Source organism: Micromonospora sp. NPDC005324, from assembly GCF_040607155.1.
GTDB classification, from domain to species: Bacteria; Actinomycetota; Actinomycetes; order Mycobacteriales; family Micromonosporaceae; genus Micromonospora; species Micromonospora trifolii.
This window is the reverse complement of record NZ_JBEXGE010000031.1, coordinates 1-22814: the sequence shown is the minus strand read 5'-3', so window position 1 is coordinate 22814 and position 22814 is coordinate 1. Positions and strand designations below refer to the sequence as shown.

The window sequence follows — 22814 nt, the reverse complement described above, 5'->3', positions numbered from 1 at the left end:
ACGCCCTTGTGGCCGAGATTCGCAACAAGTCTTTCGCATCGGCCCGGCCACAGCGGTGGCCCCCGTCCCGCCCTTCCGATGGTGGCGAAGATCGACTCGGGCTTCGTGAAGTCGGGGTGCCCGTGGAGCCGGGACACCCCGACTTCCGTGAAGGCGAGCGGATCATCGGGTCGTCCTGCCGGTGCCGCCGCAACCGTCAGGGTTGTCCGCAGGTGGCACCATCGTTCTGATGAACGTGCGTCGCTTGGCGGCCATCGACATGTACGGCAGCCGAGGAACCACCCGCCGTCGGCGGATCATTCTGGCCGAGTTCCTCGTCGGCGTCGTTCTCATGGTGACGTCAGGCGTCTGGCTGCTGGCGTCGTCGAGCGGCCTCAGCACCCGAGCGATCGGCCTGTGGTTGACCGGCGCTGGTCTCAACTACGCACCGCTGTCCCTGTATGCGCTGGCACTGATGCGACCCGGCGCCCTCGACGCCGAACTGGCTGGCGTCGACATCGACCGGGAGCTGCGCCGGTACACAGTGCTGCAGCTCTGGGTCTTCGTGCCGCTCTCGCTCGTCGTTCTCGCCATCCGCAATGCACTCGCCCGGCGTAAGGATCGAACGACAACTCCTTGACCACCTGACGAGCGTCTTCGACGCGCCCGCCATCCCACAGGTTTGGCCGACGACAACTTCGAGCACAACCATGAACGCGAGGTCCTGCCAGCTAGTGAGGAGTGAGGCCAGTGAAACGACCGCCTCTCGGCATACTCCTCATGGGCTTGGGCTCTGTCGTCGGGTTCCTGCTCGCCGGCCCCGTCGCTGAACGCTATCCGGACGCCTTCGTGGGCACATCGACCGTGATCATCATCCTGGTCCTGCCTGCCATGCTCGTGCACGTGCTGCGCCGCCGGCGGCAGCAGAGGGACTGAGGAAACCGCAGACATGCGCAGGCAATCAAGGGGGTTCACGATGCGGCGTCGGCAAGCAACGGGCGCGCTGGTCCTTCTCGCGTTCTTCGTGTTGATCATCGCGGTGCAGTTCGCCTGGCCGGAGGTGTCACCAACGCTTCGATACCTGAGCGGCGGGCTGATCGCGGTTGGGCTGCTTCTCTTGGCCGTGGGCTTCGCGGTGAGGGAACGGCGGCGTCGCTCTGACGGCTGACGGCGGAGCGCTCGGTGCGAGGGTTCCGGGACGCGGTGGTCCGCTCCGACAGCGAGTGCGCAACTCCTGCTCTAATCTAAGAGCGTCGATTTTTGCCGCACGACCTGAACCCCCATCGGCAACTCCAACCGGTAGGCGAGGAGAGGAATCCCGATCGTGAACGTCGGTAACCGAACCCTTCCGCGACTCCTCTCCATCCTGCTGGCCCTCGTGCTCGCCACAGGCCTGTCCCTGCTCGGCGCCGCGACGGCGGCGGCCGGGCAGACCAGCCTGCGAGCCGCCGACCCCAGCGTGATCCGCGTCGGCGGCACCTACATCTCCGTCCAGTCGGTCAACGGCGGGATCGCCGTGCGGCAGGCGGCCTCTCCCGACGCGCTGGCCGCCGCACCCGCGCGGCAGGTCTGGACGGACAGCCGCAACCTCGGTGAGGTTTGGGCCCCGGAGATCGTCACCGATGGCGGCCGCTACTACATCTACTTCTCGGCCGGGCGCGGCACCGCCCACCGCATGTACGCGATCCACTCGGCGTCGCCGGCCAGCGGCTACACGGCCGAGCGGCAGCTCGCGCTGCCCGACGGCAGGTGGGCCATCGACGGCAGCCTGTTCACCTTCAACGGGCAGCGGTGGTTCGTCTGGTCGGGCTGGGCCGGAGACACCAACGTCGAACAGAACATCTACCTCAGCCGGATGAGTGACCCGCTCACCCCGACCGGTGGCCGGTACGTCATCTCCCAGCCACGCGAGAGCTGGGAGCGCGTCGTCGGCAACCCGTTCATCAACGAGTCCCCCGAGGCGATCAGGGACCCCAACGGGCAGCTCCACATCGTCTACTCCGCCAACGGCAGCTGGAGCGACCAGTACTGCCTCGCCGACCTGCGGCTGCGCGCCGGCGGCGACCCGACGTACGTGTGGGACTGGTACAAGTCGAACGGCTGCCTGTTCGGCTCGAACCGGGCCACCATGATGGCCGGCTGGGATCCCACCCTGCACGTGAACGGGCCTGGTCACCACAGCTTCGTGCTGCTCAACGGCGACATCGCCACCAGCCCACCCGCCGGGCCGAGGTTCCCGCTGATGTACCACGGGGTGCCCAAGGGCACCGCGTACTCCTGGGCGAACCGCTACTGGTACACCGGCACCTTCTGCTGGTGGGGCAACACCACCTACCGCCGCGCCAACGTGCCCGGCCCGACGGCCGACACCGGATTCAGCATCAAGTTCTTCGAGTGATCCGGACGTGCACCTGCTTCCTTGCCGGGCGCCCCGGCTCGATTGGCGCGCATCGATGGTGATCGTCTAGCCTTGGCGTTCCTCCACTGTGGACGACGGAAGGCACTTCATGTTGCGCAAGACGATGACCAGCCTGGCGGCGGTGCTCACCATGATCGCGGCGATGCTGGTCGGCACCGGCAGCCCGGCGGCGGCCGCCGCCACCGGCCCGTGGGTGATCCAGCCCTACACGAACGACTACTGCCTGTCGCCGGAGGCCTTCTCGTCCGCGCTGAACATCGTGGTCGACCAGCACCTCTGCGAGGGCGGGCCGAACCGCAACTGGACCTTCACCACTACCAGTTCGGGCTACTACCGCATCTCCTTCAACAACGGCGGACGGTGCATGGCCGTGCGCGGCGCGGTCACCACCGAGCGGGCGAAGATCGCCACGCAGGTGTGCGGCGATGCCCGCCTCAACGACCAGTGGCTGCCGATCAAGCTCTTCACCTCCGGGGGTGCCGACTACTACCAGCTGAAGAACCGGGGCACCAACAAGTGCATGGCGGTGGAGGCCAACTCGAGGTTGAACGGCGCCGACATGATGCAGTTCACCTGCTACACGACGTCGGAGAACCAGGCCTTCACCTGGGGCCTCTGGTAAGCAAAGCTCTTCGGCCGCGGCGGGACCTCTTCGGGTCCCGCCGCGGTTTCGCATTCCCGGCCGGCGACGAGATCGCCCCCGACGCCAGGTGGACCTCAAGAAAGTTAAGGCCAGCTTCTTGGAAGTTGAGGAATCTTAAGATACAACTTTAGTTATGACAGAACAGGCGATGGACTGGCAGGACCTGACCGGCCTGACGCGGGGGCAGCCGTTCGTCGTCGAGCGGGTGCGCCTGGCGAGCAACGGCGTTGCGATCGAGGGCGAGTTCGAGCCACCGCAACTGGCTCAGCTCAACGTCGATGACCAGGTCTTCGTCACGGCGTTCGTGCGCTGCCACGGTTCGATCAAGGAGATGGAACGCATCTTCGGGGTGAGCTACCCGACGATCAAGTCACGACTCAACCGGATCACGCAGATGCTCGACTTCGTCGAGACCGATCCGGCACCCTCGCGAGCCGACGTCATCGATCGGCTGCGCCGCGGTGAGATCAGCGCACAGCAGGCGCTGGCCGAGCTGGACGGTCGGTCGTGATGCCGCAGTTGGTGACCGTCACTGTCAACCGCCCGGACCGCCGGCCCGTCCGCCTCTGGGTTCCCGTACTCCCCGTGGTGCTCGTGCTCTTCCCGGTCGTGGTCCTGGTCGTGCTGGCGGCGATCGTGGCCTGCGTCGTGTTCCGCATCGGTGTGGTGCGGGCACTCGGCGCCGCTTGGCGTGTCATCTCGGCACTGCCCGGCGCCCGCTTCGACATCGAGCACTGCCGCACGGCCGTGCTCGTGGCTATCCGATAAAGGAGAGGTTCGAATGACCGAACAACGCAAGGACATCCTCGACATGCTGGTCGCCGGCAAGGTCACCGCAGAGGAGGCGGAGCAGCTGATTGCCGCACTCGAACGGGACCAGGCACCGGCGACGGTGAGTCACGACGCCCGGCCGAAGGGCAAGGTGAAGTACCTGCGGGTGCTGGTGGACTCCACCGACAACCTCGAGCCGTCACGGGTCAACGTGCGGGTGCCACTGCAACTGCTGCGGGCCGGTGTACGGCTGGCGGCGCTGATCCCGCCGCAGGCCCTGGTCAAGGCCAATGCCTCACTCAGCGACTCCGGTGTGCCGATCGACCTGACGCAGCTCAAGCCCGAACAGTTGGAGGCGCTCGTGGAGCACCTCGACGAGGTGACAGTGGAGGTGGATTCACCCGATGCCACAGTGCGGGTCTTCTGCGAGTAGGCGCCGTCTGATGGGACGGCCCCTCGAGAGGGTGCTGGAACACCCTCCCGAGGCTGCGCCCGCCGCAGCAGAGCACAGGTGAACTGCCAACCTGAAGTCTAGCCACTCACCAGCAGACCAGCGGAGGGACCACTCGGACGGGTGGTCCCTCCGCGGCTCGCGCACTGACCGACTCTTCAGCTCTTGGCCTGGCTGCGACGGGCCCGCCGACGGGGCTTGTCGTCGCCGCCGGCAAGCCGGGTGAAGGTGAGCATGTTCGCCAGCGCCACGGCGATGATCGCGACACCGACCTGGATCGCGAGCACGACCCAGTCCCAGCGCAGCACCCACACCTTGACGCCGGCTCCGTCGTCGATATCAAGCGCCCTGGCGACAACGGTGCCCAGCACCGCCGAACCGACGCCGAGAACGAACGTGGCGACGACGCCGATCCGCTGCCTCCCCGGCAGGATGAGTCGGCCGAGCAGGCCGACGAGGGCACCGATGAGCACCGCGCCGAGATAACCAGTTACCAGCATTTGCTGTCTCTCCCTCCAGCAGTGCCGAGATACATGCCCGAATCTCACGTTCCCGGAAACCCGGTCCCGATCAGGGCCGCGGGCATGTCGGTCTGATCCACTACCCTGGCGGAGCTTTCATCCCTGAACGAAGGACGTCCATGGCCCGCCCCTACAGACCCGGACCGAAGCAGTTCGTCTTCGCTGCCGGTGATGGCAACGATCAGCACGTCTCGGTGGGCGACCCCCAGGAGGCCTACGTGGCGTTCTCGGCGTTCTTCCGGGGCCGCGAGTCGGACACCTACACCATCACTGACGAACCGGCGGCGCAGAGTTTGGTGCTCATGCCCCGCCTGGGGAAGATCTCCCGGATCAAGCATGCGGACCAGCTCAGGTCGGAACACCTCCGGGTCGACAGGCCCAACCGCTACCTTCCGAGCGCGATGCTGTTCTTCGAGAACGGATACGCCGGCCTCGACCACTTCGGCCAGTGGTTTTCCGACCTCTCCGACCTCGACGCCTCACCGGAGACCCGCGGTGCCGCCCGCGCCGCCGCGTTCACGATGGAAGCAGCGGCGATCGAGGAAGTCGCCCGGATCTGGGCGGATTCGGGCATCGTCGACCCGAGCGACAGGTACTACGTCTTCTTCGACTCGCACGATGTCGGCGAGGACCGCGCCGAGCGAGCCGAGCTGCTCCAGTTGATCGAATTCCTCGGTCTCGAACGGGTCGACGGCCCGGCTGCGGCCGCCGGGGGCGAAGTCTGGGTGCGCACCGACCCACGCCTCGATGTCGAATGTGCACGGTGGTCGTGAACAGATGAGAGACATCGTGTTCACGCGTAGCGGCAACGGCTGGATCCCGAAGGTGATCCGCGAGGACGGCGAGCTGAAACTGATGCTCGCCGCCGGGGCCGACGCCAACCATGACCCTCGCACGTTCACGGTCCCGATCTCCGAAGCCCACCTCGCGGTGATCCGGGAGGACCTGGCCAGACACCTGCTGCTGTGGAGTGCGGTCCTTCCGCTGTGCGACGCTGCCGGAACCCGGGGCCAGCTCGACGAGAACGCTGCCGTCGCGCTCCTGGACCCGATCCTGCTCTCCCCGCCCCCGGACGTCGACGCGCTCTTTCGGCGCATCCGGTGGGACAGGATTCGGCTCGTCGCCCATGGCGCCGACATCGCGCTACTGGAGCGCGGCCAGGTTTGCGAGGCGATGGGCGCGGCAACGGAGCTGTCGAACGAGAAACGTGCCCAGGAGTATCACGCAAACCGCCGTCGCTCCGAGCGCGGAGTAGTCCTCGGGGCACTCGATGCTGCGATTCTGAGGTACACGGGCCAGTATCTGCATGGCGCGACGGTGCCACGGCGGAGCCCCGATGCCGTCGACCCCGCACTGCTGCCCCAGGTCATGCGGGTGATCGACACCGCTGAGCAGGCGTGCGCCGGAAAGCGGATCGGCCTCGATCCGCGGCGGGGAAACCGGGACACTGACAAGCGTGACTGGGATCGGATGGCAGCGACTGTCGACGCGGCAGTGCGCCGCGCGTACCCCGAACTCGCCGATGACGCGGTGCGGACGGTGGGCTTTCTGCTGTGCTCGGAGGCTGCGGGCCGCTCCAGGAGCACACCGGTGCTAGACGACGAGGAGGCCACCGACGACCACGGTAAGACGGCCCTGACCTTCACCGATGACAAGGGCGGCGAGAAGAATTGGGTACGGGACGGTTCTCGCACTGCCTCCGCCGAGTTCTGGGAGTTCGTCGCCGATCGCTCTGCCGGGGACAACGAAGTGTTCACCATCGAGGACGAGGAGATGGGCGAGGGGATCCAGCTGCACTTCTACGCGGACTCCATCGCCCGGATCACGACGGTGCGACACGGGGAAGCCGGGTCGGACCCGGAGTACCAGGTCGAGTACAGCCTGGTCGACGGGATCGGCGGGTACCGGAAGCTGGTGAGCGCCTTCGTCCGCGGCGGCTGCGCCGCACTCGACCAGCACGGTCAGTGGATGTCGGATGTCGCCGAGTTCGAGCGCGCGCGTCGTCAGCGCAAAGCCCGGTAGTTCCCAGAAAAAACCCACGCGAGGCCGGTGCGGAGGCCAGCGGGCGTCAGCGGGTGAGGCCGACAAGCGTCGCCAGTCGCGCCACGCCGCGTAGGAGGCGGTTGCGCCGCCGATGTTAGGTTCGCTGACATGACTGGGCAGATCACGGCCGCCCAGTTCCACGCGGCCGACGGTGTCGAGGACTGGCGCTGCCTCTACCATCTGGTCTCGGCCTACTTCCCGACCGGCTCGCTGTCCAAGGGCGTCGCGCTCGTCGATGAGATCGGCCGGCTAGCCGACGAGGCCCAGCAGCAACATCTCATCATCGACCTGCGCGGCGCCGGCGTCACGGTGAGCCTGAATCGGCGCGACATCTCGTTGGCCCGGCGCATCTCGGCCGCCGCCAAGGAACTGGGCCTCCCCGCCGACCCGACCGCCGTGCAACTCATCAACGTCACCCTTGACGCACTCGTCGGCGCGGATGTGCTGCCGTTCTGGCGCGCGCTGCTCGGCTATCGGCAGTTTGGCGACGACTACCTGTTCGACCCGTCGCGCCGCGGCCCGGGCTTCAATTTACAACCGATGGACGAGGCGCGCCCACAGCGCAACCGCATGCACCTCGACATAGCGGTCCCGCACGATCAGGCAGAGGCTCGCATCGCCGCCGCCCTGGCCGCCGGCGGCCACCTGGTGTCCGACGCGCACGCACCCAAGTGGTGGGTCCTGGCCGACGCCGAGGGCAACGAGGCGTGCGTCGCCACCTGGGTCGGCCGCGCGTAGCAGGACGGCGAGCTTTCATCTCGTGAGCCCGACCAGGGTGGCGAGTCGCGCCACGCCGGCCGGCGCCAGCTGGCGCGGGCAACATCGGCGATCACGGTACGCGCCGGCGGCCGACACCGAACCTCGGCCGGCGCGACACTGTCCGCGTCCACCAGGGATCGACGAACTGGGCTCGCTGAATCACCTCCTCGTCGGCGAGGCCGTCCGCGCCACCCTCTTCGTCATCTGCGGCACCGCAGGCGTCGGCAAGACGGCGCTGGCGTTGCGATGGGCGCATGCCGTACGACAGCGGTTTCCCGACGGGCAGCTATACGCGAACCTCCGCGGCTACGATCCGGGCCAGCCCAGACATGAGGTATCGGCTTGTTGGGCCACCACGCTGAGCACTACTGTCCTGACCGACAGTATTTTTAGCCGTCTGCTCTTCTGTTGGAGGTCGAGATGAGGCTGACCAAGCTCTACAAGGATCCTGGCTCGGGTGGCAACGGTTGCCCCACGGTCTACCTCGGCGAAAACGGGGAGCTTGTCGTTCAAGGAAGCCTCATCGACGAGGACACCGCTGGCGAGCTAGAGAACGTACTTCCTGGTGAGGGCGCGGTACGGATTCCTGCTGAAGTCCTGCTCGGTGCCATTGAGCGCTACCGCGAGTCCGAGCAGCGGTGATCGGGAGTTGACCCGATCGTTCACGTCCCTGGCTGACGACGAGTTCAACCAACTGTTTCGCGACTTCCGTTACACGGCGTACCGGCTGGAGACCCTTCAGCGGTATGACGTGTCGTACGAGCAGGACGAGTTCGCACGGTTCCTGGCGGGCGAGACGCGCGGAGAGTTTCCGGGGATCGCGGCGTGGTGCGACACAGTGCGGGCGGCGGCGTCGGCGGGCAAACGCATGCACCGGGTCCATGTCGTCACCGAACCGCTGTCAGATTACGTGCGGTTCGAGTGCGGTTGGGCCTACGAGCACACGGTCGAGGCGGGCGAGGACGTCCGCCTCATCGTGGTCCCGGGCGACGACTGGCCGACCACATTGCCGCATTACGACTACTGGTTGTTCGACTCCGCCCGTCTCGTGGCCATGTACTACGACGAGGAGGGCAGGTTCGTCTCCGGCGAGGTGGTCAGCGAACCAGAGCAAATAGTGCAAGCCAATCTGTGGCGTGATGCGGCCGTCTCGGCGTCGGTTTCCTACCGGGAGATCGCAGACCAGCTCCAGATCAACGCCCCGTGACCCGCCGCTCGCTGCCGGGCCGGCAGCGTGAAGGTCTACAGCCACCGCGTCAACTCCCCCTCGACGCAACCGGTTTCGTCAACCGCGAGCGAACCCTCAGCCGACTGGACGCGGCACTGCCGTCCGACGACGTACCTGCGGCTGCGGGCCACCCGCCGATGATCGTGGCTACTATCGCGGGCGCCCCCGGCGTGGGAAAGACAGCGCTGGCCGTCCACTGGGCTCACCGAGCACGAGGGTGGTTCACCGATGGCGACCTCTACGTCGACATGCGCGGCTACGGTCCGGGGCCAGCCCTCGATGTCGGCCAGGCACTGGACACGTTCCTCCGCGCGTTGCACGTGCCGGCGGAGCAGATCCCTACGGACACAGACGGACGGGCGGCAATGTTCAGGTCCGTCCTGAACGGCAAGCGCGTCCTGATCGTGGTGGACAATGTGTCCACCGTCGGTCAGGTCCGGCCACTTCTCCCGGCAACACCGACGTGCATGGCGATCGTCACCAGCCGCAGCCGGCTTTCCGGCTTGGTGGCACGGGAAGGAGCGTCGCGGATGACCTTGGACGTCCTGTCTCCCGAAGAAGCAGTCACGCTGCTCAGCGATACCATCGGCGGGGGCCGGGTCCGCACAGAGCCACAGGCCGCCGCTGAACTTGCCCGCCGCTGTGCCTACCTTCCCCTCGCCCTGCGGATCATCGGGGAGCGCATCGCCAACTCTCCCCATGTGACCCTCGCGGAGTTCGTGGCAGACCTCGCACTGGTCGAGCATCAGCTTGACGCTCTCGCGGTCGACGATGACGAGCTGTCCGACGTACGGGCGGTGTTCTCCTGGTCCTACCAAGCGCTGCCCACCGAAACGGCGCGGCTCTTCCGACTCCTCGGGTTGCACGCCGGCTCCGACACCTCGGCCTCAGCAGCGGCGGCCCTCGCCGGCGTGAGTCTGTCCCGATCCCGCAATCTGCTTGACCAGCTCACCGCTGCGCACCTTATGCAGAACCCCAGCCGCGACCGATACCTGTTCCACGACCTTCTCCGCGCCTACGCGCTCGAACGAGCACAGGCCGAGGAGACGCCCGAGCAACAGCGCCAATCGCGACGCCGCGTCTACTTCTGGTACCTGCTGATGGCTGAAGAAGGTCGCAAGGTCATCCTCCCGTACTCACATGCCGTCGCCCTGCCTCCAGGCGAGCCCGGTGTCATCCTCGCTCCTCCGCACACCGTGGCCGAGGCGATGGCATGGTTCGAACGCGAACGGCTCAACCTTCTGGACACCGTTCGGCAGGCCGACGATCTGGGAGAACTCGAGGTTGCCTGGCAGCTGCCGGTGGTCAGCGACGGGTTCTTCGAGCTCAAGTCCTACTGGGCCGACTGGCGCGACATCCACCTCACCGGCCTGCGTGCGGCGCGCTCGGCCGGGTCGCGCCTCGGCGAGGCTGCCAACCTCCGCTGCCTCGGCGACGCCCACTGGCGGATGGGGCAGCGCGAGACCGCGCTCGACTGCTATCACCAAGGCGTCGCCGCGAGCCGCGAGGTCGACGACCACTGGGTGGAAGGATTCTGTCTGCGTGGGCTGGGCCTCATCCACGAGGAGCTTGGGCAGACGAACGAGGCCATGGACTTCTTCGGTCAGGCGCGAGAGGTCTTTCGCCGCCACGGCATCACCCGAGGCGAAGGTATGTCCTTGCTCAGCCTCGGCAACGGGCACCGCGCACACGGACGCCTCGACACGGCCATCGCGCACTACCTGGAAGCCGTCACCATCCTCGACGGCATCGATGATCAGTGGAGTGTCGCCTGGGCCTCCTATCCGCTCGGCCTGGCATATCAGCAGGCCGGTCGACTCGACGAGGCCCTGGAACGGCACACGGACGCCCTGGAGCTGTTCCGCCGGTTCGACGACCGCCGCTGCGAAGGGCTCACTTTGGCAGCGCTCGGCGACACCCACCACGCCGCCAGCCAGCACGATGCCGCGCGGCGCTGCTGGCAGCAGGCGCTACGGATCCTCGATCCCCTCGGAGATCCCCAAGCCAGTGTCGTTCGTGGCCTTCTCGCACGAACCGGCAGCCGCAAGAGCACCTGATCGCCCATTACGGTTACCTCCAGGCGACCGAGTCTCACCGGGTGAGGCCGACCAGCGTCGCCAGGCGCGCCACGCCGGCCGGCGCCGGCTGCGCGCGGGCGACATCGGCGATCACGGTACGCGCCAACGGCCGGCACCGAACCTCGGCCGGCGCGACACTGTCCGCGTCCACCAGCGCGCGTGCCGCCCTGCGCAGGTCACCCACCTGGAGGTACGCCCGCGCGACGTCCACCAGGTACGCGCCCCGATACTCGGCCGGCAACCGCCGCCACGCCTCCCGCCGAACCACCGTCGTGTGCCTCTGGAGCGCCTCGACGGTGTCACCCCGCGAGGTCGCCACCAGCACCCGCGCCAGCTCGACGGCGACCGGCCCGAAGCTGGTGCGGTGCGTGTCGTCGCACCCCCTCAGGCTGGCCGTGATCCCTGCGGCCCGGTCGGTCAGCTCGTCGGCGCGGCGGTGCTCGCCGCAACCGGCGGCAGCAAGCGCGGCCTGCACCAGCAACGTCCCACCCACCGCCCTCCCCCGGTGGTCCCCCTCCCCCTCGCCCCCGCCCTGCCCCTCGCCCCCGTGATCATGAGCTTTGCGGGCGGTTTGATCTCCAAAAGCGCCGCTAACCTCATGATCACCGGAGCGGGTTGGGTGTGAGAGGACGCGGTTGGCGGCGGGGAGCAGGGCGGCCAGGGCCAGGCGGTCACGGTTCTGCACGCGGAGCGCCTGGCCCACCGAGATGGTCGCTGCCGCCGCGAGCAGTGGGTCGTCGGCGGCGGTGGACATCGCGCGGTCGGCGGCCAGCCAGGCGAGGTCGGCCTCGCCGAGCTTCACCAGCAGCGACGAGGTGATCCGGTACGCGTGTACCAGCAGCTCCGCCGACCGCGCGCCCTGGGCAGCGTCGAGCAGACCCGGCAGCAGGCGCACCAACTGCCCGTAGTGCGCGTGCTGGTAGGTCAACCAGGCGTGCCCAACCTGCCTTCTCAACTCGTCCGTCTGTGGTGGAGCTTGCGGGATGTCGTAGCGGGCGAGCGCGGCCCGGATGTCGTCCACCCCGTCCGGCGTGCCCGCCGGGCTGCTCTGGGGCTGACCGAGCAGCACCTCCGGATCGACCCGCAGGACGTGGGCCAGCTCCTGGATCACCGAGTACCGGTCCAGGGTGCGGGCACCCCGCTCGATCTTGTCCACCCAACTCTTCGACCTGCGCAGCCGGTCGGCAAGCATCTGTTGCGTCATCGACCGCCGCACCCGCCAGCGGGCGACCCGGCGGCCGATCGGGAGGTCATCGTTGGTCACGCCGCCACCGCCGGTCCGGGACCGCGCGGGTCGTGTCCTCCACGGGTACGCGCTCCGCCTCGGCCTGCGCCAGGAGGCGCTGTTTGGCAGCCTCCCGCTCGGCCGCTTCGGACTGCTCGCCCTCGCTTGCCGACTCGTCGTTATGCATGCCCACCTCCATCGAACAGTGGGCGCGACATCAGTCTGAGTAGCCACCAGCGCCGTCACCCACCGTCATCGTCTATGTGACAATCGGTGGCGGACCAGGCGAAACGCGTCCGCTACGGCATAGCGGACAGTCGGAGATGGTGGACAGCCTCGGCCACCTGACGGGCGAGTTCTCGGGATGCCGTGGCAAGCGCAATGGCGTCTGCCGCCGCCAGGGTCTCGCGGGCCGTCGCCGCGTCCCCGCCCTGCGCCTGAGCGACGGCGAGATGCACCAGGTTGCGGCCATGCCACTCGGCACCGCTTGCCTCCTCGCTGACGCCCGCGACACCGGTTGTCAGCAGTGCCAGCGCGCGATCGTTCGCACGACTGTCCGCAGCACCGAGATAGCGCCAGACGCTCCCCTGTTGAACGGCGAAGAACGATGGCGTGTACCAGTAGCCCCATGGGGACAGTGGTTCCTCTGTCGATTGGGCCGAGAGGTCCGACGCCTCCGACAGCCGCGCCAGTACGTCAGCGCTAGCTGCTCCGGCCATGGCTAGACCCCTGGCCTCCTGCCCTGCGCAGTAGGCGCGTAGGGCCGCGTTCACCGCCTCATCCCGCCGCGATGCCCGCGATAGCTCAATCATGGACGGGAGATCGTTCCGCAACTCTGCCTGGTGCCCCTGAAAGGACAGTACGGTGGCGATCAAATCGGTATTGCCAGCCTCAGTAGCCCATTGCAAGGCCCTCGCGTTCCAGGCCGTGGCAATGCGCTCCTCGCCCCGGGCGATGCTCAACCAGCCTGCGAACTGCGCCCACTGCCCAGCGACATCGATAATCCAGGGCTGCAAGGCGTGCGGGGCCTCCCGCAGCAGATCGATCATGGTGCCGAGGTGGGCGCGGACCGGCCCGATGATCGGACCTGACCCTACGGCGTCCTCCAACCGGCGGTAGCCACCGAGAAGGCCTGCGAGGGCATCTGCGGCTGCACGGTCGACGCTGCGAGGACGTCCGGTCAAGTACGCCAAGCGGTCGCCGCCGTCGGGGGCGTCAATGACCAATGCTGCCAAAGCGCCGTTTGCCTGCAAGGCGTCGTCGAGCCGGGCCGCCACCTCTACTGTCGGCTTCGTCTGTCCCGCTTCCAACTGGTGAATGAGGCTCTTGCCGTGGTTCACGGCGGCGGCGAGTTGCCGCAACGACATGCCCAGCGCCTCCCGAAGGTGGCGCAGTTCCCCGGCGAAACGCGGGTCGACGATTGTGGTTGCGCGTGGCGGCATGCAGCACTCCTACTTACGCCAACGCCGGCCACTGCAGCCGGCAACCTCTGATATCTCGATGGTACTCGGAGCAACGAATCATTTTGATCTCTGTTAGGATCGCATGCCAGCCCTCCCGGGTCTACTTCAACCCGCCGGGACTCACCGTAGAGGATCATGACGTTAGTGGGCGGGTCAAGACCAGAAGGATAGGGCTTCGGCGCATTACCGTAGTCCAATGAGAAGAGCAGTGCTATCGGTAGGCAGTTTTATTAAATACGCAATAACTATTGTTTCGTTGGCCAGGAACCGGTTGGGGCAAGGGGTAGCCAACGTGCGGGGGTCGAAAAATATCCGAGACGGTCCTAGAGTGTCAGCATGCGCCCCTTGGAAGCAGGCCTCGTCGAACGCCTCAACCTCAAGTTGGCCTTAGAGGTCGAAGCCGCTGCCGTTCGGGACCTCATGCCCGAAGAACCGGCCTGGAGAAACTTGGTCGCGAATGCCAACGCCATCAGTGATTGGCTTGCTGCCCAACTGCTGTCTGGTCATCTACCTGCGCCCCAAGCTGTGGTTGGCGCACGCAAGGCGGGGCATGGGGTAAGACCAATTGCGATGCTATATCAAATCGACAGAATTGTTTATCGAGCACTCACCTCGCTCGCACTTACAGGGCGGAAGTCCGTGGATAGATCACGGCAACGGTACCTTGATTTTGTGGTTGCACCGATCAAGTACAGCTTCAATGATGAACAGTTGGTCAATCCCACCGAACCTTGGGCAACCACAAGTCGCATCCAATATATCGTCAAGAGTGACGTAAGTTCGTTTTACCAGTACATTGACCACGAGATCCTGGCCAAGGAACTTATGCTTCAAACCGGTGAATTTGCCGCGATTGAGCCCTAATCGACTTTCTGGCCGACGTGCAGGGACGAAGGTTCGGTTTACCCCAGCAACTTCAGCCTTCCCATGAGCTGTCGGAGTACTACATAGATATTGTCGAGCGGAGGATGATTCGAGAAGGCTTCCCAATATGGCGATACAACGACGATTTTCGCATAGCGACTCGTTCCTATGGAGACGCCCTCCGCGCCGTAGATGCACTCTCGGCAGTAGCACGCGAGCTCGGCCTTGTCGTCAGTGAGCATAAAACTTCGACACCTTCGTTGACGACCTACGTATTTGATACTACAGGCCTAACGGCCGACGACGCCATTCCAAGCGATATTAGCGCGGAAGACGCGGTTGGAGATTACCTCGAAGAGTTGGATGAAAGCACTCTTGGGGAGGCTAGACAGCTTATTGGTGAGGCGAATCCCATCGCCGCCGCAATTAAGGACGGGAATCCCAGTCTTAATGATGTACGCAGACTCAGGCGAACAATTGCGGCTTTCCGCCTTGAGGAGAATCCGGGACTAACTTCAGAGACTGTCCGAATAGTTGCATATGTTGCTTCGCTGACGCCAGACGTCGCCCGGTACCTGTCATCGTTAGACGAAATGTCACCAGTTGCGGGATCTGTCGATTCGATCATTGCGGAAGTTTCTCTAAACGAATGGCAAGAGCTCTGGATTATCGATGTTATTCGTCGCCTCAAATTTCTCGATGAGAACGCGGCGGGCGACGTCATCTCCCGACAGAGATGGGTCCGGAAGCTCTCTTTTACTGACCGTTCGCCCGTTGTGCGTGCTTCCTGCTTCTGGGCACTTGCCGCAGCGGACATGGTGACGGTTCAGCAGGTTGACTCAGCAATGCGCGAGGCTCCGTCCTGTCTATCGTCGTGGTATCTCGTTGCCCTTCAGACGCTTGTTGTCAACGCGGATGACAAGGCAGCGCGGCTCGTCAAGGCAGTCAAGTCTGAATCAAAGCTGCACGGATGGATCTTGTCATGAATCGACGCGTTCCTCGTCAGTCCACCGAGACGGCTCTTCGCCTCATTCGGATCACAATTTCGGAGAGTCTTAACGATCCCGGGGGACTACACCTTGGACGGATCCGAGATACGCCCTCACTTATAGGCGGCAGGAATACTTCACAAGCGTCGCGTCAGTCCTCATACCTTCGCATTGTGAGTGTGGCGGAGTCCTACACCGACACTCTTCTTTCCGAAGTGCTGCGAGAGCGGGTGGATTCCGACGAGGAGATAGTCGCCAAGTTGATGCACGTTGTCGACGGTTTATCCGCCAACACTTGGCCGAGACGCGAGCAGCTCTTCAATCATCTTTTCGGCATCACTCTCAGGCTTCCCTAGCAACAGCGAATTTGCCGCTATCAAACGTGTTCGAAACATCATCGCTCACGGGTTGGGGAGAGCGTCCAAGCGAGAGCTCGGGAATCTATCTAAGCTAAATTCGGTTGGAATCCAAGCACGAGATCACGAGATCGTAATCTCGCAGGCAAGCCTACTGACAGCCGGAGACGTTGCATTCAACTACATATCGTGGCTGGATAGCCAATCATGAAAGAGTTGAATTCTCGATTTAAGAATTTCGCAGTAGCGCACTCCTTAGAGCGCCACGATCGCCGCAGTTTCCGCCGGCAACTGAATCCGGTCCCGCATCACGGTGACACCCTCCCCCGTAGCCAGCAGCACCCGCCGCGCCACCCCAGGCAGCGACACCCCCTGCCCCCGCCCAGCGAAGTTCGCCACCACCAGCGTGTCCCCCCGCCGCATTACCAGGAACTGGTCCCCGTGCTGCACCGAGACAGCGTTCAACCGAGGATCCGACAGGTCCGGAGAAGAACGGCGCAAGGCAATCAACCGCTGGTAGAACGACAACATCTCCCGATGCTCAGGCTTGTCCAGCTCAGCCCAGTCCAACCGCGACCGTACGAACGTCTCCGGGTCCTGCGGATCGGGCACGTCCCCCTCGGGCCACCCGTGCGCTGCGAACTCCCGCCGCCGCCCGGTCCGCACCGCAGTAGCCAACTCCGGCTCCGGGTGCGACGTGAAGAACTGCCACGGCGTGGAGGCCGCCCACTCCTCCCCCATGAACAGCATGGGAGTGAACGGCGCCGTCAACAGCAACGTAGCCCCAACGCGGAGCAGCGAAGGCGAGAGAGAAGCCGAGATCCGATCCCCGGTAGCCCGGTTTCCAATCTGGTCATGGTTCTGCAGGTAGGCAACAAGCCGATGACCAGGAACGCGGGAGTCCAGTGGCCGCCCATGGTGACGGTTCCGGAAGCTCGACCACGTCCCCGCGTGGAAGAACCCACCCGTCAACACGTCCGACAGCGTCTCCAGGGACCCGAAATCCCCGTAGTACCCCTGCCGCTCCCCCGTCAGCAACGTGTGCAGGGCGTGGTGCGCGTCGTCGTTCCACTGGGCGTGCAGCCCGAAGCCGCCCGCCTCCCGAGACGTGATCAGCCGCGGGTCGTTGAGGTCGGACTCGGCGATCAGCGACAACGGCCGCCCCAGGTGCGTCGACAGCGACTCGACGGCAAGAGCCAGCTCCTCGAGCAGCGGAACAGCCCGCGAGTCCGGCAGCGCGTGCACCGCATCCAACCGCAGCCCGTCGACGCGGTAGTCGCGCAGCCACATGAGCACGCTGTCGATGATGTAGCGGCGTACCTCGTCGGAGTGCGGCCCGTCCAGGTTGACCGATCGCCCCCAGGAGTTCGACTGCTCCGCGAGGTAGGGCCCGAACTGCGGCGCGTAGGCCCCGGAGGGCCCGAAATGGTTGTAGACAACGTCGAGGATCACCCCCAGACCGCGAGCGTGGGCGGCGTCGACGAACCGTTTCAGGCCGTCGGGGCCGCCGTAGGGCTCGTGGGGGGCGTACCAGCAGACGCCGTCGTACCCCCAGTTGTGTTCGCCGTTGAAGGCGTTGACCGGGAGCAGTTCGATCAGGTCGACGCCCAGCGACACCAGGTGGTCGAGGCGGTCGATGGCCGCGTCGAAGGTGCCGTCCGGGGTGAAGGTGCCGATGTGCAGCTCGTAGAGGATGCTGCCGGGCAGCTGCCGGCCCGTCCACGAGGAATCACTCCACTGGAACGCGGAATGGTCGTAGCGTCGGCTCGGCCCGTGCACTCCCGCAGGTTGCCACGGTGACCGGGGGTCGGGCAGTGGGGTTTCGTCGTCGTTCAGCAGAAAGGAGTAGTCGAGGCCGGCGTCGGGCACCTCGACTTTCCACCAGCCGTCGGCGGCGGCGCGCATCTCGTGGTCGGTATCGCCGGCCAGGCGCAGCCGCACCCGGGTGGCGTCCGGTGCCCAGACGGAGAACTCGGTCATGAAACGGCCTCCTCGGCAGCGGTGGGAGGAGCCAGCAGAGCGACGGGGTAGTCGGCCAGAAGAGTGTCCAGCGACGTCTCCCCGCCACTGTAGACCCGGCCGGTGAACAGGTCCTTCATCTCGTGAACGGGAAGTGACAGGGCTGTGTCACACCACCCACCGGCGCGGGCCAGGCCCAGCGGCAGCCGGGTCGCCACGGCGATCACGCCGCCCCGGTCGAACGCCACCACGTGCCGGCCCACCGGCCCGTGCGCGGGCACCGGCCGGTAGGTGGTGAACAGCTCCGGGTGCGCCCGCCGCAACCGCAGTGTCCGCGACACGACGAGCAGCTTCGCCGCTCCGTCGGTGTCGACCGGGGGACGCCAGCCGCCGTCGAGGCGTGCCAGCATCTCTCGGCGTACGTCGAAGTCGACAGGGCGGCGGTTGTCCGGGTCGACGAGGGAGTTGTCCCACAGCTCGGTGCCCTGGTAGGTGTCCGGCACTCCGGGCATGGTGAGCTGGATGAGCTTCTGCCCGAGCGAGTTGCACCAGCCGGCCGGGGCGATGGCGGCGGCGAGTTCGGTCAGCTCGTCGTGCAGGCTCGGGTCGTCGTACATGCGGTCGACCACTGCGTGCACTGCCTGCTCGAAGGCCGGGTCGGGGTCCGCCCAACTGGTCGAGGCACCGGCCTCCCGGGCGGCCTTCTCGACGTACGCGTGCAGCCGTTCCCGCTCGATCGGCCACGCGCCGACGGCGGTCTGCCAGAGCAGGTGGGCGAACGCCGGGTCGGGCAGCGGCGCGTACTCCATCCAGGTCTTGACCTGCTCCGCCCAGCGGCCCGGGAGTTCGCTGAGCACGGCGAGCCGGGCGCGGACGTCCTCGCCGCGTTTGGTGTCGTGGGTGGAGAGGGTGGTCATGCTGGCCGGCCAGCGGACCTGTTGGGCGGCGGCGAAGCGGTGGAACTCCGCCGGCGGCACCCCGAAGTGGGAGGGGTCGTCGCCGACCTCGTTGAGCGCCACGAACCGGGTCCAGCGGTAGAACGCGGTGTCCTCCACGCCCTTGGCCATCACCGCGCCGGTGAGCTGCGGGAACCGCATGCCCAGCTCGTCGTCGGGGTTGCGCAGTCGGCGGGTGACAGCGTCCAGGGCGATGGCCAGGTCGGGGCGGCGGCGGCCGGCCTCGGAGCGGGCGGCGGCGAGGTGCCGGGCGCCGTGCGGCGGGTAGCCCCGGTAGACGGCGAACGCGGCGGCCAGCTCGGCGAGGGACGCGCGGGCCTGCTCGGTGGGCACCTCGGGGGCGAGGGCGGCCAGCCGGGTCAGCTCGGCGGCGAGCAGTTGGGTGGCGGCGGCCAGCTTCGTGGCGTGGGTCAGGTCCTCCCAGGAGGTGTGCTGCCCGGTGAGGCGGTTGTCCAGCGCGGTGAAGTCGCCCTCGGCGTCGGTGTCGACGAAGAGCCCGCCGACCGCGGCCAGGGCGTCGTAGCCGGTGGTGCCGTCCACCGGCCAGTCCGGCAGCTCCTCGCCGTACTCCAGGATCTTCTCCACCACGAGCCAGGCGTCGGGCGCTTCGGCCCGCAACCGGGCCAGGTAGCCGGCCGGGTCGCGCAGGCCGTCCGGGTGGTCGACGCGGATGCCGTCGACCTCGCCGGCGGCGGCCCAGCGCAGGATCAGCTCGTGGGTGGCGGCGAAGACCGCCGGGTCCTCCACGCGCAGGCCCGCCAGGCCCGCGATGGCGAAGAATCGGCGGTACGTCAGCTCGGCGTCACCGCGCCGCCAGGAGACCAGCTCGTAGTGCTGCCGGTCGTGCACCTCCGCGGCATTGCCGTCGCCGGTGCCGTCGGCGAGCGGGAAGCGGTGCTCGTGGTAGCGCAGCTCCCCGTCGACCACCTTGAGGTCGTCGAGGGCGGCCTCGTCGTCGGCGAGCACCGGCAGCAGCAGCCGGCCCCGGTCCCAGTCGATGTCGAACCAGTCGGCGTACGCCGAGTCGCGCCCCCGGCGCAGCACGTCCCACCAGGCGGGGTTGGCGGGCGGGACGGCGACCCCGGCGTGGTTGGGCACGATGTCGACGACCAGGCCGAGTTGCTTGTCGCGCAGGGCGGCCAGCAGCCGCTGCCGGGCGGCCTCCCCACCCAGCTCCGGGTTGACGGCCCGGTGGTCGACCACGTCGTAGCCGTGCTGGGAGCCGGGGGTGGCGGTCAGCAGCGGGGCGCTGTAGAGGTGGCTGACGCCGAGGTCGTCCAGGTAGTCGACGATCGCGGCGGTGGCGTCCAGGTCGAAGCCGGGGCGGACCTGGATCCGGTAGGTGGCAGTGGGAGGGGTGGCCGGCATGTCAGATCGTCCTCTCCAGCACGACGAGGGAGCGGTCCGGCACCCGGATGGTGCTGCCCGCGCTGATCACCGTGGCGTCGCCCGGCTCGGGTTCGGCAGTGCTGATCACCCGTTCCCACTTCTGGCCGTACTCGCTGCCGGGCATGGTGAAGTCCAGCGGCGCGTCGTGGGCGTTGAAGCAGAGCAGGAACGAGGCGTCGTGGTGCTTCTGCCCGTACTGGCCGCGCTCGCGGATGCCCTCGCCGTTGACGAACAGCGCCACCGAGCGGCCGAAGTCGTTGCCCCAGTCCTCGCCGGTCATCTCCCGCCCGTCCGGGGTGTGCCAGGCCAGGTCGGGCAGCGGCTCGTCGATGCCGCGCCCGTTCACCGGCAGGCCGGTGAAGAAGCGGCGACGCCGGAACACCTGGTGACGTTTGCGGAACGCGGTGAGCGTCTGCACGAACTCCAGCAGCTGCTCGTCGACGTTGTCCCAGTCGACCCAGGCCAGCTCGCTGTCCTGGCAGTAGACGTTGTTGTTGCCGTGCTGGGTGCGGCCCAGCTCGTCACCGTGGCCGATCATCGGCACGCCCTGCGACAGCATCACTGTGGCCAGGAAGTTGCGCCGCTGCTTGGCCCGCAGCGCGAGGACCGCCTCGTCGTCGGTGTCGCCCTCGACCCCGCAGTTCCAGGACCGGTTGTGGCTCTCGCCGTCCCGGTTCTCCTCGCCGTTGGCCTCGTTGTGCTTGTCGTTGTACGACACCAGGTCGTTGAGGGTGAACCCGTCGTGCACGGTGACGAAGTTGATGCTGTGGAACGGTCGGCGGCCGTCGTCCTGGTAGAGGTCGGCGGAGCCGGAGATCCGGGACGCGAACTCGGCGAGGGTGGCCGGCTCGCCGCGCCAGAAGTCCCGGACGGTGTCGCGGTATTTTCCGTTCCACTCCGTCCACAGCGGCGGGAAGTTGCCCACCTGGTAGCCGCCGGGGCCGACGTCCCACGGCTCGGCGATCAGCTTCACCCGGCTGACCACCGGGTCCTGCTGCACCACCTCGAAGAAGGTGGAGAGCCGGTCCACCTCGTAGAACTCCCGTGCCAGGGTGGCCGCCAGGTCGAACCGGAAGCCGTCGACGTGCATCTCGGTCACCCAGTAGCGCAGCGAATCCATGATCAGTTGCAGGGAGTGCGGGCTGCGCACGTTGAGGCTGTTGCCGGTGCCGGTGTAGTCGACGAAGTAGCGGCGGTCCTCCTCGCTGAGCCGGTAGTAGCTCGGGGCGTCCACACCCTTGAAGCTCAGCGTCGGGCCGAGGTGGTTGCCCTCGGCGGTGTGGTTGTAGACCACGTCGAGGATGACCTCGATGCCGGCCGCGTGCAGCGCCTTGACCATGCCCCGGAACTCCTGCACCTGCTGGCCGGTTCGGCCCAGCGCGGAGTAGCCGTGGTGCGGGGCGAAGAAGCCGATGGTGTTGTAGCCCCAGTAGTTGCGCAGCCCCAGGTCGTCCAGGCGGTTGTCGTGGATGAACTGGTGCACCGGCATCAGCTCGATCGCCGTCACCCCGAGCCGGGTCAGATAGTCGATCATCGGCGGGGAGGCGATGGCCGCGTACGTGCCGCGCAGCTCCTCCGGGATGTCCGGGTGGCGCATGGTCAGCCCGCGCACGTGCGCCTCGTAGATCACCGAGTGGTGGTAAGGGATGCGCGGCGGCTTGTCGTTGCCCCAGTCGAAGTACGGGTTGACCACCACCGACTTCGGCATGAACGGCGCCGAGTCGGTCTCGTTCATCCGTTCCGGCTCAGCCATGTCGTAGTCGTAGACCGCCGGGTCCCACTGCACGTCACCGTCGATGGCCTTGGCGTACGGGTCGATCAGCAGCTTGTGCGGGTTGCAGCGCAGCCCGTTCGCGGGGTCGTACGGGCCGTACACCCGGTAGCCGTAGCGCTGGCCCGGCTCGATGCCCGGCAGGTACGCGTGCCACACGTAGGCGTCCACCTCGCGCAGCTCGACGCGGCGCTCCGCGCCGGTGTCCCACTCGTCGAAGAGGCACAGCTCGATCCGCTCGGCCACCTCGGAGAAGATGGCGAAGTTGGTGCCCATCCCGTCGTAGGTGGCGCCCAGGGGGTACCGCTCGCCCGGCCAGACCTGCATGTCGCTCCTTAGACCATGGTTATGTGCGCACCGGCCGAGATCGCCCGCGCGCAGGCGGGTATTGCCCCCCGACCGGGCGCGCCAATCCATCCTTGCAGCCGTGCCCGGAAACCACCTGTCTGATGCGCGCTACACCACTCGGGTGTCCTCCGTCACGATGACCCTTTTCGAGGTGCGTTCTTGGTCCCGATGGACTTTCCTTGTTCGGGGGCAAGCGTCCGCGCGCGTCCCGCCGGGCCCTCGGCCACCCCTTACACCTCTCGCTCCGCCGCCACTGACGCCGGCGCGCACCACCATGCATGGACGGAGATTGATGTGACGACCCTGCGGGTCGACGAGCAGTTCGCTGCCACCAAGGACCGGGCCCACCGGCCCACACTGACCTCCCGGCCTCCCGCGCAGGGCGGTCCCACCGCGCAGCCCGGCACCCCCGTTCCGGCGCAGTCCGGCCCCGGGGTGCCCCCGCAGACCCGCCGCATCCTCATGCTGTCCTGGGAGTACCCGCCGGTGCTCGTCGGCGGTCTCGGCCGACACGTGCACGCCCTCTCCGTCGCCCTCGCCGCCGCCGGCCACGAGGTCACCGTCGTCACCCGCCACAGCGACGGCGCGCCCCTGGAGGAGTA

Annotated in this window: 25 protein-coding genes; 18 read left to right on the top strand and 7 right to left on the bottom strand. The window is 66.9% G+C overall.

The genetic code is table 11. The features are described from left to right. Positions 1-229: 229 nt before the first annotated feature. The 8 genes from ABZS40_RS26785 to ABZS40_RS26750 all read left to right on the top strand — a co-directional run bounded on the left by ABZS40_RS26785 (position 230) and on the right by ABZS40_RS26750 (position 4245). Entirely contained in the window at positions 230-619 is a 390-nt protein-coding gene (locus ABZS40_RS26785; RefSeq protein ID WP_354946259.1) for a hypothetical protein, read from the top strand. A gap of 110 nt (positions 620-729) precedes the next feature. Next, entirely contained in the window at positions 730-915 is a 186-nt protein-coding gene (locus ABZS40_RS26780; RefSeq protein ID WP_354946258.1) for a hypothetical protein, read from the top strand. A 40-nt stretch (positions 916-955) separates the two neighbouring features. Continuing rightward, positions 956-1147: a hypothetical protein gene (locus ABZS40_RS26775; RefSeq protein WP_354946257.1), complete on the top strand. Its 192-nt coding sequence runs from the start codon at positions 956-958 to the stop codon at positions 1145-1147. A 156-nt stretch (positions 1148-1303) separates the two neighbouring features. Next, complete coding sequence (locus ABZS40_RS26770) at positions 1304-2377, top strand: glycoside hydrolase family 43 protein (protein ID WP_354946256.1); 1074 nt, start codon at positions 1304-1306, stop codon at positions 2375-2377. 109 nt (positions 2378-2486) lie between these two features. Continuing rightward, a complete protein-coding gene (locus tag ABZS40_RS26765) occupies positions 2487-3020 on the top strand; it encodes an RICIN domain-containing protein (RefSeq protein WP_354946255.1) in 534 nt (177 codons plus the stop codon). 154 nt (positions 3021-3174) lie between these two features. Continuing rightward, on the top strand, positions 3175-3552 hold the full coding sequence (locus ABZS40_RS26760) for a DUF2089 domain-containing protein (RefSeq protein WP_354946254.1): 378 nt from the start codon (positions 3175-3177) through the stop codon (positions 3550-3552). Further along, positions 3552-3809 (top strand): hypothetical protein, encoded by a 258-nt coding sequence (locus ABZS40_RS26755; protein WP_354946253.1) that lies wholly within the window; start codon positions 3552-3554, stop codon positions 3807-3809. Before ABZS40_RS26760 ends, ABZS40_RS26755 begins: the two co-directional genes overlap by 1 nt. Positions 3810-3822: 13 nt before the next feature. Continuing rightward, complete coding sequence (locus ABZS40_RS26750; protein WP_354946252.1) at positions 3823-4245, top strand: hypothetical protein; 423 nt, start codon at positions 3823-3825, stop codon at positions 4243-4245. 176 nt (positions 4246-4421) lie between these two features. Here the strand turns inward: ABZS40_RS26750 and ABZS40_RS26745 are convergent, their stop codons facing one another. Next, positions 4422-4763: a GlsB/YeaQ/YmgE family stress response membrane protein gene (locus ABZS40_RS26745; RefSeq protein WP_354946251.1), complete on the bottom strand. Its 342-nt coding sequence runs from the start codon at positions 4761-4763 to the stop codon at positions 4422-4424. 140 nt (positions 4764-4903) lie between these two features. On the opposite strand from ABZS40_RS26745, the gene ABZS40_RS26740 reads away from it, so the two are divergent. The 6 genes from ABZS40_RS26740 to ABZS40_RS26715 all read left to right on the top strand — a co-directional run bounded on the left by ABZS40_RS26740 (position 4904) and on the right by ABZS40_RS26715 (position 10871). After that, complete coding sequence (locus ABZS40_RS26740; RefSeq protein ID WP_354946250.1) at positions 4904-5557, top strand: hypothetical protein; 654 nt, start codon at positions 4904-4906, stop codon at positions 5555-5557. A gap of 4 nt (positions 5558-5561) precedes the next feature. After that, positions 5562-6806, top strand: a complete 1245-nt coding sequence (locus tag ABZS40_RS26735; RefSeq protein ID WP_354946249.1) for a DUF6357 family protein — start codon at positions 5562-5564, stop codon at positions 6804-6806. A 129-nt stretch (positions 6807-6935) separates the two neighbouring features. After that, on the top strand, positions 6936-7565 hold the full coding sequence (locus ABZS40_RS26730; RefSeq protein WP_354946248.1) for a VOC family protein: 630 nt from the start codon (positions 6936-6938) through the stop codon (positions 7563-7565). A gap of 441 nt (positions 7566-8006) precedes the next feature. Next, positions 8007-8228, top strand: coding sequence for a hypothetical protein (locus tag ABZS40_RS26725; RefSeq protein ID WP_354946247.1), 222 nt, complete (start codon positions 8007-8009; stop codon positions 8226-8228). A 7-nt stretch (positions 8229-8235) separates the two neighbouring features. Then, a complete protein-coding gene (locus ABZS40_RS26720; RefSeq protein WP_354946246.1) occupies positions 8236-8793 on the top strand; it encodes a DUF6879 family protein in 558 nt (185 codons plus the stop codon). Continuing rightward, on the top strand, positions 8790-10871 hold the full coding sequence (locus tag ABZS40_RS26715; RefSeq protein WP_354946245.1) for a tetratricopeptide repeat protein: 2082 nt from the start codon (positions 8790-8792) through the stop codon (positions 10869-10871). The genes ABZS40_RS26720 and ABZS40_RS26715 overlap by 4 nt, the downstream gene beginning before the upstream one ends. A gap of 34 nt (positions 10872-10905) precedes the next feature. Here the strand turns inward: ABZS40_RS26715 and ABZS40_RS26710 are convergent, their stop codons facing one another. The 3 genes from ABZS40_RS26710 to ABZS40_RS26700 all read right to left on the bottom strand — a co-directional run bounded on the left by ABZS40_RS26710 (position 10906) and on the right by ABZS40_RS26700 (position 13559). Next, on the bottom strand, positions 10906-12156 hold the full coding sequence (locus ABZS40_RS26710) for a helix-turn-helix transcriptional regulator (protein ID WP_354946244.1): 1251 nt from the start codon (positions 12154-12156) through the stop codon (positions 10906-10908). After that, a complete protein-coding gene (locus ABZS40_RS26705; RefSeq protein ID WP_354946243.1) occupies positions 12143-12304 on the bottom strand; it encodes a hypothetical protein in 162 nt (53 codons plus the stop codon). The genes ABZS40_RS26710 and ABZS40_RS26705 overlap by 14 nt, the downstream gene beginning before the upstream one ends. A 112-nt stretch (positions 12305-12416) precedes the next feature. Continuing rightward, positions 12417-13559: a helix-turn-helix transcriptional regulator gene (locus ABZS40_RS26700; RefSeq protein WP_354946242.1), complete on the bottom strand. Its 1143-nt coding sequence runs from the start codon at positions 13557-13559 to the stop codon at positions 12417-12419. Positions 13560-13916: 357 nt separating this feature from the next. Between ABZS40_RS26700 and ABZS40_RS26695 the strand changes: the two genes are divergently transcribed. From ABZS40_RS26695 to ABZS40_RS26685, 3 genes are all read left to right on the top strand, one after another. Further along, positions 13917-14444, top strand: coding sequence for a hypothetical protein (locus tag ABZS40_RS26695; RefSeq protein WP_354946241.1), 528 nt, complete (start codon positions 13917-13919; stop codon positions 14442-14444). 17 nt (positions 14445-14461) lie between these two features. After that, complete coding sequence (locus ABZS40_RS26690; protein ID WP_354946240.1) at positions 14462-15430, top strand: hypothetical protein; 969 nt, start codon at positions 14462-14464, stop codon at positions 15428-15430. A 176-nt stretch (positions 15431-15606) separates the two neighbouring features. Further along, positions 15607-15789: a hypothetical protein gene (locus ABZS40_RS26685; protein ID WP_354946239.1), complete on the top strand. Its 183-nt coding sequence runs from the start codon at positions 15607-15609 to the stop codon at positions 15787-15789. 255 nt (positions 15790-16044) lie between these two features. On the opposite strand, the gene treZ is transcribed toward ABZS40_RS26685, so the two are convergent. From treZ to glgX, 3 genes are read right to left on the bottom strand one after another with little or no spacing between them, the layout of a single operon-like run. After that, positions 16045-17769, bottom strand: a complete 1725-nt coding sequence (treZ, locus tag ABZS40_RS26680) for a malto-oligosyltrehalose trehalohydrolase (RefSeq protein WP_354946238.1) — start codon at positions 17767-17769, stop codon at positions 16045-16047. After that, positions 17766-20072, bottom strand: coding sequence for a malto-oligosyltrehalose synthase (gene treY / locus ABZS40_RS26675; RefSeq protein ID WP_354946237.1), 2307 nt, complete (start codon positions 20070-20072; stop codon positions 17766-17768). Before treY ends, treZ begins: the two co-directional genes overlap by 4 nt. Position 20073: 1 nt before the next feature. After that, the gene (glgX, locus tag ABZS40_RS26670; RefSeq protein ID WP_354946236.1) at positions 20074-22191 is read right to left on the bottom strand and encodes a glycogen debranching protein GlgX; all 2118 of its coding nucleotides are present in this window, start codon (positions 22189-22191) and stop codon (positions 20074-20076) included. Positions 22192-22506: 315 nt separating this feature from the next. Here glgX and ABZS40_RS26665 point away from each other — a divergent pair. Then, a partial coding sequence (locus tag ABZS40_RS26665; protein WP_354946235.1) for a glycogen/starch synthase occupies positions 22507-22814 on the top strand: 308 nt, incomplete at its 3' end.